The organism is Pseudomonas sp. PDM10 (assembly GCF_014852295.1).
GTDB lineage: Bacteria > Pseudomonadota > Gammaproteobacteria > Pseudomonadales > Pseudomonadaceae > Aquipseudomonas.
Genome location: NZ_JACVBJ010000001.1, coordinates 98,044 through 107,677, shown reverse-complemented (window position 1 = coordinate 107,677; position 9,634 = coordinate 98,044). Strand labels below are relative to the sequence as shown.

11 protein-coding genes and 1 other RNA gene are annotated in these 9,634 nt (G+C 57.7%); 4 read left to right on the top strand and 8 right to left on the bottom strand.

From position 1 onward, the window contains the following. Positions 1-79 precede the first annotated feature (79 nt). An RNA gene (gene rnpB / locus IB252_RS00530) (RNase P RNA component class A) lies at positions 80-434 on the bottom strand. Positions 435-509: 75 nt separating this feature from the next. Further along, positions 510-1,415: a 16S rRNA (cytidine(1402)-2'-O)-methyltransferase gene (rsmI, locus tag IB252_RS00525; protein ID WP_161990822.1), complete on the bottom strand. Its 906-nt coding sequence runs from the start codon at positions 1,413-1,415 to the stop codon at positions 510-512. A 176-nt stretch (positions 1,416-1,591) separates the two neighbouring features. Here rsmI and IB252_RS00520 point away from each other — a divergent pair, with 176 nt between their 5' ends. From IB252_RS00520 to IB252_RS00505, 4 genes are all read left to right on the top strand, one after another. Continuing rightward, positions 1,592-3,403, top strand: a complete 1,812-nt coding sequence (locus IB252_RS00520; RefSeq protein WP_192406235.1) for a penicillin-binding protein activator — start codon at positions 1,592-1,594, stop codon at positions 3,401-3,403. Beyond that, entirely contained in the window at positions 3,403-3,765 is a 363-nt protein-coding gene (locus IB252_RS00515; protein WP_008147480.1) for a YraN family protein, read from the top strand. The genes IB252_RS00520 and IB252_RS00515 overlap by 1 nt, the downstream gene beginning before the upstream one ends. 104 nt (positions 3,766-3,869) lie before the next feature. Then, a complete protein-coding gene (locus IB252_RS00510) occupies positions 3,870-4,463 on the top strand; it encodes a phosphoheptose isomerase (protein ID WP_192406234.1) in 594 nt (197 codons plus the stop codon). Beyond that, positions 4,460-5,038 carry a BON domain-containing protein gene (locus IB252_RS00505; protein WP_008147477.1) on the top strand — a complete coding sequence of 193 codons (579 nt, stop codon included), beginning with the start codon at positions 4,460-4,462 and terminating at the stop codon, positions 5,036-5,038. The genes IB252_RS00510 and IB252_RS00505 overlap by 4 nt, the downstream gene beginning before the upstream one ends. A gap of 150 nt (positions 5,039-5,188) precedes the next feature. Here IB252_RS00505 and IB252_RS00500 read toward each other — a convergent pair whose 3' ends face one another. The 6 genes from IB252_RS00500 to rpsI form a co-directional block, all read right to left on the bottom strand. Continuing rightward, positions 5,189-5,602, bottom strand: coding sequence for a ClpXP protease specificity-enhancing factor (locus IB252_RS00500; RefSeq protein ID WP_008155980.1), 414 nt, complete (start codon positions 5,600-5,602; stop codon positions 5,189-5,191). Between the two features lie 16 nt (positions 5,603-5,618). Continuing rightward, positions 5,619-6,236, bottom strand: a complete 618-nt coding sequence (locus tag IB252_RS00495; protein ID WP_008155978.1) for a glutathione S-transferase N-terminal domain-containing protein — start codon at positions 6,234-6,236, stop codon at positions 5,619-5,621. 148 nt (positions 6,237-6,384) lie between these two features. Next, positions 6,385-7,164, bottom strand: a complete 780-nt coding sequence (locus IB252_RS00490; protein WP_192406232.1) for a cytochrome c1 — start codon at positions 7,162-7,164, stop codon at positions 6,385-6,387. Beyond that, positions 7,164-8,375, bottom strand: coding sequence for a cytochrome b (locus tag IB252_RS00485; protein ID WP_192406231.1), 1,212 nt, complete (start codon positions 8,373-8,375; stop codon positions 7,164-7,166). Before IB252_RS00485 ends, IB252_RS00490 begins: the two co-directional genes overlap by 1 nt. Further along, positions 8,375-8,968, bottom strand: a complete 594-nt coding sequence (petA, locus tag IB252_RS00480; RefSeq protein ID WP_192406229.1) for a ubiquinol-cytochrome c reductase iron-sulfur subunit — start codon at positions 8,966-8,968, stop codon at positions 8,375-8,377. The genes IB252_RS00485 and petA overlap by 1 nt, the downstream gene beginning before the upstream one ends. Positions 8,969-9,235: 267 nt before the next feature. Further along, positions 9,236-9,628 carry a 30S ribosomal protein S9 gene (rpsI, locus tag IB252_RS00475; protein WP_003216038.1) on the bottom strand — a complete coding sequence of 131 codons (393 nt, stop codon included), beginning with the start codon at positions 9,626-9,628 and terminating at the stop codon, positions 9,236-9,238. Between the last annotated feature and the right edge of the window lie 6 nt (positions 9,629-9,634).

Sequence of the window (9,634 nt, the reverse complement as noted above, 5' to 3'; positions counted from 1 at the left end):
TCTGCTGTTGATTCTGTAAGGAGGGAAATTACTACTACAGGCGCCCTGCTCAATCATTAAAGCAGGGAGGGGAAAAAAGGTGGAGAGTCGATCTGTAAGCCGGGTTCTGTCTTGAACAGTCATTCGTCTACGATGGCCATCACTGGACATCTTTAGCAACCTACCCGGTCCCAGCGCGGGCCACGCCTTGGGACCCTATTTGGTCTTGCTCCAAGTGGGGTTTACCTAAGCCACGAACTGTTGCCAGACGTGCGGTGCGCTCTTACCGCACCTTTTCACCCTTACCAGCGCCGAAGCGCTTAGGCGGTTATTTTCTGTGGCACTTTCCGTAGGCTCACGCCTCCCAGGCATTACCTGGCACTTCGCCCTATGGAGCCCGGACTTTCCTCCCCCCCCTAATTTTCATAGAGGGCAGCGACTGTCCGATCGACTCTCCGCCGCGAAGATTAACGGCAGAGCAGCCGAAGGACAAGCGCTAAACGCCTTGGGCTGCGCCTGCACGTCGGTTTCTACTCGCCCTTCTGTTTATCCAGCGCGACCTGATAGAGCACATTCTTGCGCTCGCCAGTAATTTGCGCCGCCAACGCTGCGGCTCGCTTGAGCGGCATTTCTTCAAGCAACAGATTCAGAATGCGCATCGCTTCACTGCTGACGGCGTCCTCAGTCTCGGGGGCAGACCAACCCGCCACCAACACCACGCACTCACCGCGCTGCTGATTACTGTCTGACTCGACGAACTCGCGCAACTCAGCCAGAGGCAAGCCTTTAAGGGTTTCGAAAGTCTTGGTCAGCTCGCGCGCCAGCAACGCCGGACGCTCACCACCAAACACCAACTCCATGTCTTGAAGGCACTCAAGAATCCGGTGCGGGGCTTCATAAAAAATCAGCGTGCGCGGTTCTTCCTTTACCAACTCAAGACGGGCGCGCCGACCGACTGCCTTGGCCGGCAGAAAGCCTTCGAAGATGAAACGGTCCGACGGCAGACCCGCCGCCGACAACGCGGCGATCAACGCGCAGGCGCCCGGAACCGGCACCACATTGATCCCCGCCGCACGGGCCTGGCGCACCAGGTGATAACCCGGATCGGAAATCAACGGCGTGCCGGCATCTGAAATCAGCGCCACATCGTCGCCGGCAAGCAAACGCGTGATAAAGCGGCTACCTTCATCCCGTTCATTGTGTTCATGGCAGGCCGCCAGCGGCGTAGGAATACCGAAATGCTGCATCAATCGCTGGGAGTGACGGGTATCTTCGGCAGCGATCAGGGCGACCTCGCGCAGGATTTTCAGCGCACGCGCACTGATGTCGTCCAGGTTGCCGATGGGCGTCGCCACCACATAAAGCGAGCCAGCAGCGGAATTCAAAGCACCTGGAGCAGTCAAAGCGCACACCTCATGATCGGTAAAAGCCGCCATTGTAGCGCGTCGTGACGTTCGCGATACGCGCAAGCAACCCTCGGTTTTGCGGCCTTTTGTGCAGTGCCGCAACATTTGCACGAGCTAAATTGATCGATTCACACCAGTAACATCGCGCCCCGGCCAGTGCTTGGGTACAATTCCACGCTAATTTGATCGAGTATCAGGAACACTACATGATCGCTTGCCTGCGGCTGTTCACTGCCCTCTGCCTTGCTGCCTTGCTGGCGGCTTGCGCCAGCTCGCCCTCCTCCAGCCTTGGCGAACTTCCACGGACCCCGGATGCCAGTATCGAGCAACTGCTCGCACAGGCCGCTCAAAGCAAAGACCCGGAAAAAGCCTCCCTGTTGCGCCTGAGCGCGGCAGACCTGGCCTATCGTCAGGGGAATGCCGGCCAGTCCGCGCAAATCCTGCAACAAGTCCCAGTCGAAACCCTCAAGCCTGGCCAACAGGTGTTCGCCAGCACCCTGGCGGCTGAACTGGCCATGGTGCGCAATCAGCCCAAAGCGGCGCTGACCGCCTTGAGTCATCCGAGCCTGCAACGCCTGAGTGAACTGCCGGTTGAGCAACAGGTTCGCACCGGCACTGTTCATGCCCGCGCCCTTGAAGCCGATGGCCAGACGCTGGCCGCCGCAAGGGAGCGCATCTTCATCGCGCCAATGCTTGAAGGTGAAGCCGCCAGCAAAAACCACGAAGCGATCTGGACCCTGATCGCCTCGCTGCCGACTGATCAATTGCAGCCGAGCACCACCGACGACCTCGGCGGCTGGATGGGCCTGGCACTGGCGGTGAAAACTGCCGGCACCCTGGAACAGCAGCAAGCCGCGATCGACAACTGGCGCGCACAGAATCCAAAGCACCCGGCCGCCATTCAATTGCCGCTGCCACTGACCAAGCTCAAGGAACTGGCCAGCCAGCCCCTGAGCAAAATCGCCCTGCTGCTGCCACAAGACGGCCCGCTGGCGTCGGTTGGCAAAGCACTGCGTGAAGGCTTCATGGCTGCTCACTACCAGGCCCAACAAGCCGGGCAGAAGCCGCCAGCGATCGAGTTCTATGACAGCTCGCGCCTGACGTCCCTCGACGAGTTCTATCGCAAGGCTCAGGCCGACGGCGTGCAACTGGTCATCGGCCCGCTGGAGAAACCGCTGGTCAAACAGATCAGCGCTCGCCCGCAACTGCCGATCACCACCCTGGCACTGAATTACAGCGAAGGCACACAAGGTCCGGCGCAACTGTTCCAGTTCGGTCTTGCGGCTGAAGACGAAGCCCGCGAAGTGTCCCGCCGCGCTCGCGCCGATGGCCTGCATCGCGCAGCCATCATGGTGCCGAAAGGCGAATGGGGCGATCGCGTCTTGAAAGCGTTCAGCCAGGATTGGCAGGCTAACGGTGGCAGCATCGTCGCTACCGAACGCGTCGACCAACCGGTTCAACTGGCCCAGCAGATCGCCGATATGTTCCAGCTGCGTCAGAGCGAAGGTCGTGCCAAGAGCCTGCAAAGCACCGTTGGCGGACAGATCGCCGCCCAGCCTTCGCGTCGCCAGGACATCGAGTTCATCTTCCTGGCTGCAACGCCTCAGCAAGCCCAGCAGATCAAGCCGACCCTGAACTTCCAGTACGCCGGCGACGTGCCGGTTTATGCCACTTCCCACGTGTTCAGCGCCAGCGGCGATGTGAACCAGTACAACGACATGAACGGCATTCGCTTCTGCGAAACCCCATGGTTGCTGGAGGCTAACGATCCACTGCGCAAGCAAGTAACCGCTCAGTGGCCGCAAGCTGCCGGCAGCCTGGGCCGTCTGTACGCGATGGGTGTTGACGCCTATCGCCTGGCACCACGCCTGGGGCAACTCAAGGCTCTGCCGGACAGCCGCATCGAAGGTCAATCGGGCAGCCTGGGCATGACTCAGAACCAACGTGTAGTCCGCCAGTTGCCGTGGGCACAGTTCGTCAGCGGCCAGGTTCAACGCCTGCCGGACACCCCGCGCTGATGCCCGACCGATCACGCCAGCAAAGCGGCAAAGATGCCGAGCGCCATGCGCTCGAGCATCTTCAACAACAAGGTCTGCGCCTGCTGGCGCAGAACTGGTTGTGTAAACGCGGCGAGCTTGATCTGGTCATGCTTGATGGCGATACAGTAGTATTCGTTGAAGTCCGCTACAGAAAAAACACTCAATGGGGTGGCGCGCTCGGCAGCATCGATGAGCGCAAACGGCAGAAACTGATAATTGCCGCGCAATATTTTCTTCAGCGCGAGTCGCGTTGGGCCAATTCCCCTTGCCGTTTCGACGTGGTTGCCATCGACAGCAACCTCGATCAGTTGAACTGGTTGCAGAATGCCTTCGACAGCTGATCGCGTGCGCCCCGAACCGGACACTTTCACCCAACACTTTTGCTCTTTGCTTTGCGGGCTGCACATTCATGTGCCGAGTAGCCGCGCTAATTAAGGTCACACAGATGGACATGCAATCCCGAATTCGCCAGCTTTTTCAGGCCAGTATCGATACCAAGCAAATGGCGATGGACGTACTTGCACCGCACATCGAGCAAGCCAGCCAGGTGATGGTCAACGCCCTGCTCAACGAAGGCAAAATGCTGTCCTGCGGCAACGGCGGCTCTGCCGGTGATGCCCAGCACTTCTCGTCCGAGCTGCTCAACCGTTTCGAGCGTGAACGTCCGAGCCTGCCAGCGATTGCGCTGACCACCGACAGCTCGACGATCACTTCGATCGCCAACGACTACAGCTACAACGAAATCTTCTCCAAACAGATCCGCGCCCTTGGCCAGCCGGGTGACGTATTGCTGGCGATTTCCACCAGCGGCAACTCGGCAAACATTATTCAAGCGATCCAGGCCGCACATGATCGCGAAATGGTTGTCGTAGCATTGACCGGTCGCGATGGCGGCGGCATGGCGTCGCTGCTATTGCCCGAGGACGTCGAGATTCGCGTACCGGCCAACGTCACCGCACGTATTCAGGAAGTCCACCTGCTGACGATCCATTGCCTTTGCGATTTGATCGACAGCCAACTGTTCGGGAGTGAAGAATGACCCCTAATCGCCTAGGCCTTCTGGCCTTGACACTGTGCCTCGGCATCAGCGGCTGCACCTCGGTGGTTAACGCCAGCCGTGAAGCACCGATTGAAGATGACCGCGGCACCCGCACCTTCGGCAGCAAGATCGACGACTCTCTGATCGACACCAAGGTCGGCGTGAACATTGCCAAGGCCGATCCAGCCCTGGATAACGACTCGCACATCGTCGTCACCAGCTTCAATGGCGTCGTGCTGCTTGCCGGGCAAACTCCGCGTGCCGACCTCAAGGCCAAGGCCGAACAGGCCGCTGCGGCTGTTCAGCGCGTGAAGACAGTCCATAACGAACTGCAAGTCCTGCCACCTTCCGGCTTCCTTGCCCGCCAGAACGACACCTGGCTGACCTCCAAGATCAAGACCCAGATGCTCACCGATCCGAACATTCCGGGCTCGCGCATCAAGGTTGTCACCGAGAACGGCATCGTCTACCTGCTGGGTCTGCTGACCAAACAGGAAGCTGCCCAAGCCACCAATTTGGTGCAGGGCGTTTCCGGCGTGCAGAAAATCGTGAAGTTGTTTGAGTACATCGACTGAACCAACCCTGCCAACGATGGCGATCCCAGGATCACCATCGCCCTGTAGGAGCACAGCTTGCTGGCGATAGCGCCTTCAAGATCGCCATCGCCGGCAAGCCGTGCTCCTACACGTAATAAAAAAGGCGATCCTTTCGGATCGCCTTTTTTATTACTTCACCACTTTCAAACTGGGTCGACCGCTGGGACGCGGCGGCTCACTGTCGGGTGGCGGAATATCGTCATCCGGCTCGATCTCTTCCTCGTCTTCCATAGGCGATTCCAGATCGAACACCATGCCCTGACCGTTCTCCCGGGCGTAAATACCCAGGATCGATGCGATAGGCACGTACAGGGTGTGTGGCACGCCACCGAAACGCCCTTCGAAGCTGACCGCTTCGTTGTCCATGTGCAAATGACGCACGGCTGCCGGCGATACGTTCAGGACAATCTGTCCGTCACTGGCAAAACCCTGAGGCACCTGCACCGACGGATACTCGGAATTGACCAGCATGTGCGGGGTGCAATCGTTGTCCACAATCCACTCGTAGAGCGCGCGGACCAGATAAGGTCGACTGGAGTTCATAGCGGCTCCTTAAGCCTTAGCGCATATCGCGTTCGACACCAGACAGACTCGCCTGGAAAGCCTCACGCGCAAACGAGCGCTCCATATAATCAAGCAGCGGCTTGGCAGGCCGCGGCAGTTCAATACCCAGAATCGGCAATCGCCAGAGTATTGGCAATAGGCAGCAATCCACCAGACTTTGTTCCTCACTGAGGAAAAACGGCTTGTCGGCGAACAACGGCGACACGCCAGTCAGGCTTTCGCGCAGCTCTTTACGAGCCACGACACGGGCTGCTTCCTTGGACCGGGAATCCAGGATCAGATCCACCAGACCACACCAGTCACGCTGAATACGATGAATCAGCAGACGGCTGTTGGCACGCGCCACTGGATAAACCGGCAGTAAAGGCGGGTGCGGGTAACGCTCATCCAGATATTCCATCACCACGGTCGACTCCCACAACGCCAGGTCACGATCGACCAGGGTGGGCAAGCTGCCGTAAGGGTTCACTTCAATCAGTTTAGGCGGCTGGCGACCAGCTTCCACGTAAATGATCTCGGCGCTGACACCCTTCTCTGCAAGTACGATACGCACTCGGTGGGAATAGTGGTCGGCGGGGTCGGAGTAACAGGCCAACCGATTGGTCACGCCCATGGCGGTCCTCCTCGCTTGTTGAAATTATCGGAAACGGAAAAACGCGCGCGCCCAGAGAGCGCCTCTCGTAACGCCTGGATCACCAGGCTCGTTACACCTTCAGAGACGCCCTTGGGCGCGCGCGATTGACAGCAATTTTACAGCAATATCAATGGACGTCTTTCCAGTATTCACGCTTGAGCAAGTATGCGAATACGAAGAAGAACGCCAGGTACAGCAACACATAGGTACCGATGCGCTGATGCTGCAGCTTCACCGGGTTGGCCGAGTAGGCCAGGAAGGTCACCAGATTCTTGACCTTCTCGTCGAACTGCTCTTCGTTCAGCGTGCCGGTTTTCGGCAGTATGGTCAGCTGGTCGCAGGCTTCATGCGTCAAAGCCGTGCCGGTCAGCGGATCGTATTGCTTCTTGCCGTCATCGACGATTTGAACTTGTTTACAGCCTACCACCTGACGACCCTGCAGGCCGACCAGAACGTTAGGCATCCCGACGTTCGGGAATACCTTGTTGTTCACGCCCCAAGGACGCGATGGGTCTTCGTAGAAAGATTTCAGGTAACCGTAGAGCCAGTCAGTGCCACGAACGCGGGCGACCAGGGTCAGGTCGGGCGGCGCCGCACCGAACCAGGTCTTGGCGTCAGCCGGCTGCATGCCGATGCTCATGTGGTCGCCGATTTTTGCACCTGTGAATATCAAATGGCTTTGCATCAGATCCACAGGGATATCCAGATCATTGGCCACCCGCTCATAGCGCTGGTACTTCGCACTGTGACAACCCATGCAATAGTTTGCAAATGTACGCGCGCCATCTTGCAAGGCGACCTTGTCAGCAACGTCAATCTCAACCTTTTCAAGCTCAGGCTCAAGAACGTTGGCAAAAGAGACTGCAGGAAGCACAGCAAGAATCAAAACTGCAAATAGCTTTTTCATCAGCCAGTCACCCTTTCCGGAACCGGTTTCGTCTTCTCGAGCCTGGTGTAGAACGGCATAAGAATGAAGTAGGCGAAGTATAGGAAGGTACAGACCTGCGACAGCAAAGTCCGCTCAGGGGTTGGGGCCAGTACGCCCAGTACGCCCAGGATCACGAACGAGATGCAGAACACCCAGAGCCAGATCTTGCTCAACCAACCCTTGTAGCGCATCGACTTGACCGGACTACGATCGAGCCATGGCAGAACGAACAGCACAGCGATGGCCGCGCCCATGGCGATAACGCCCAGGAGCTTGTCTGGAATCGCCCGCAGAATCGCGTAGAACGGCGTGAAGTACCAGACCGGAGCAATATGCGCAGGTGTCTTGAAAGCGTTCGCCGTCTCAAAGTTCGGCTTCTCGAGGAAGTAACCGCCCATCTCCGGGAAGAAGAACACGATCGAGCAGAAGATGAACAGGAACACCACCACGCCGACGATATCTTTCACGGTGTAGTACGGGTGGAAAGCAATGCCGTCCAGCGGTACACCGTTTTCGTCTTTGTATTTCTTGATGTCCACGCCGTCCGGGTTGTTCGAACCAACTTCGTGCAGCGCCAGAACGTGCAGCACCACCAGACCGAGAATCACGATCGGCAAGGCAACCACATGCAAGGCGAAGAAGCGGTTCAGGGTAATACCGGAAATCAGGTAGTCACCACGAATCCACTGGGTCAGGTCGTTACCGATGACCGGGATCGCACCGAACAGCGAGATGATCACCTGGGCGCCCCAGTAAGACATCTGGCCCCACGGCAGCAGGTAACCCATGAACGCTTCAGCCATCAGCGCGAGATAAATCAGCATGCCGAAGACCCACACCAGCTCACGCGGCTTCTGGTACGAACCGTAGAGCAAGCCACGGAACATGTGCAGATAGACCACGATGAAGAACGCCGAGGCGCCGGTGGAGTGCAGCAGACGCAGGATCGAGCCGTACTCGACATCGCGCATGATGTATTCGACGGATGCAAACGCCTCTTCCGCCGACGGGGTGTAGCTCATGGTCAGCCAGACACCGGTAACGATCTGGTTGACCAGAACGAGCAGTGCGAGGGAACCAAAGAAATAGAAGAAGTTGAAGTTCTTCGGGGCGTAGTACTTGCTGAGATGGTCTTCCCACATTTTGGTCGCGGGAAAGCGCGCATCAACCCAATCCATGAACTTGCTCATCACGCTTTCTCCGTATCGACGCCAATGACAATGATGTCATCGGTCTCATAGGAATGCGGGGGAACTGGCAGGTTCAAAGGCGCAGGTTGCGACTTGTAGACGCGGCCAGCCAGATCGTAGTGGGAACCGTGGCAAGGGCAGAAATAACCACCTACCCAATCCTTGCCCAGATCCGCAGGTGCCACTTCTGGACGGAAGGTCGGCGAGCAACCCAGGTGCGTACAAATACCGATCAGCAGCAGAACCTCTGGCTTGATCGAACGCGTTTCCGGGTCGACGTAAGTCGGTTGTGTCGAGTTCTTGGAGGTCGGGTCAGCGAGCTGGCCCTCGATCTTTTTCAGATTCCCCAGGATTTCCCCGGTACGGCGGACAATGAACACCGGCTGACCGCGCCACTCAGCAATCATCTGCTGGCCTGGCTCGATTTTGCTGACATTCACCTTCACCGGTGCACCTGCGGCTTTCGCCTTGGCACTGGGAAACCATGACCCCACGAACGGGACCGCAGCCCCCACCGCTCCTGCAGCACCCACCACGGATGTGGCTGCTACCAAGAAGCGACGCCGGCCTGCATTCACGCCGTCATTGCTCATTCAGTCCTCTCCCATCAGCTTTGTGGCCTGTTAAATCAGGCGTCTACTAAGTAAAAATCTGAACTTATAAAAATTTTGCCGAATGGTAATGAAAAGCCCCAATTCTGACAAGGTAATTACCGAGGGGCTCCACTGCCAAGCCTTGCAGTATAGGGCTTCTACGGCTGTGGCAAGTTGTCACAGAGCAATTCTTTGATAAATCGCGCCCATAAAAAAACGCCCAGCTTCGCGAGGAAACTGGGCGTTCTTTTTGAACGTAAAAGCGAATTAACGCTTCGAGTACTGCGGACGCTTACGCGCTTTACGCAGACCAACTTTCTTACGTTCAACTTCACGTGCATCGCGTGTAACGAAGCCAGCTTTGCGCAGAGCGCCACGCAGGGTTTCGTCGTACTGCATCAGTGCGCGAGTGATACCGTGGCGGATTGCGCCAGCTTGACCACTTACACCACCACCGATCACGGTGACGTAGATGTCGAATTTCTCGACAGTCTCAGTCAGTTCCAGCGGCTGACGAACTACCATGCGGGCAGTTTCGCGGCCGAAGAAATTTTCCAGGGTGCGGTTGTTGATGGAGATGTTACCAGTACCCGGACGCAGGAAAACGCGTGCGGTTGCGGTCTTGCGACGGCCAGTGCCGTAATTTTGAGTCGCCGACATAATGAA

Excerpts from the sequence above, each read along its gene's own strand:
- rsmI (WP_161990822.1), bottom strand. The coding sequence starts at position 1,415 with ATGGCGGCTTTTACCGATCATGAGGTGTGCGCTTTGACTGCTCCAGGT.
- IB252_RS00520 (WP_192406235.1), top strand. The coding sequence starts at position 1,592 with ATGATCGCTTGCCTGCGGCTGTTCACTGCCCTCTGCCTTGCTGCCTTG.
- IB252_RS00515 (WP_008147480.1), top strand. The coding sequence starts at position 3,403 with ATGCCCGACCGATCACGCCAGCAAAGCGGCAAAGATGCCGAGCGCCAT.
- IB252_RS00510 (WP_192406234.1), top strand. The coding sequence starts at position 3,870 with ATGGACATGCAATCCCGAATTCGCCAGCTTTTTCAGGCCAGTATCGAT.
- IB252_RS00505 (WP_008147477.1), top strand. The coding sequence starts at position 4,460 with ATGACCCCTAATCGCCTAGGCCTTCTGGCCTTGACACTGTGCCTCGGC.
- IB252_RS00500 (WP_008155980.1), bottom strand. The coding sequence starts at position 5,602 with ATGAACTCCAGTCGACCTTATCTGGTCCGCGCGCTCTACGAGTGGATT.
- IB252_RS00495 (WP_008155978.1), bottom strand. The coding sequence starts at position 6,236 with ATGGGCGTGACCAATCGGTTGGCCTGTTACTCCGACCCCGCCGACCAC.
- IB252_RS00490 (WP_192406232.1), bottom strand. The coding sequence starts at position 7,164 with ATGAAAAAGCTATTTGCAGTTTTGATTCTTGCTGTGCTTCCTGCAGTC.
- IB252_RS00485 (WP_192406231.1), bottom strand. The coding sequence starts at position 8,375 with ATGAGCAAGTTCATGGATTGGGTTGATGCGCGCTTTCCCGCGACCAAA.
- petA (WP_192406229.1), bottom strand. The coding sequence starts at position 8,968 with ATGAGCAATGACGGCGTGAATGCAGGCCGGCGTCGCTTCTTGGTAGCA.
- rpsI (WP_003216038.1), bottom strand. The coding sequence starts at position 9,628 with ATGTCGGCGACTCAAAATTACGGCACTGGCCGTCGCAAGACCGCAACC.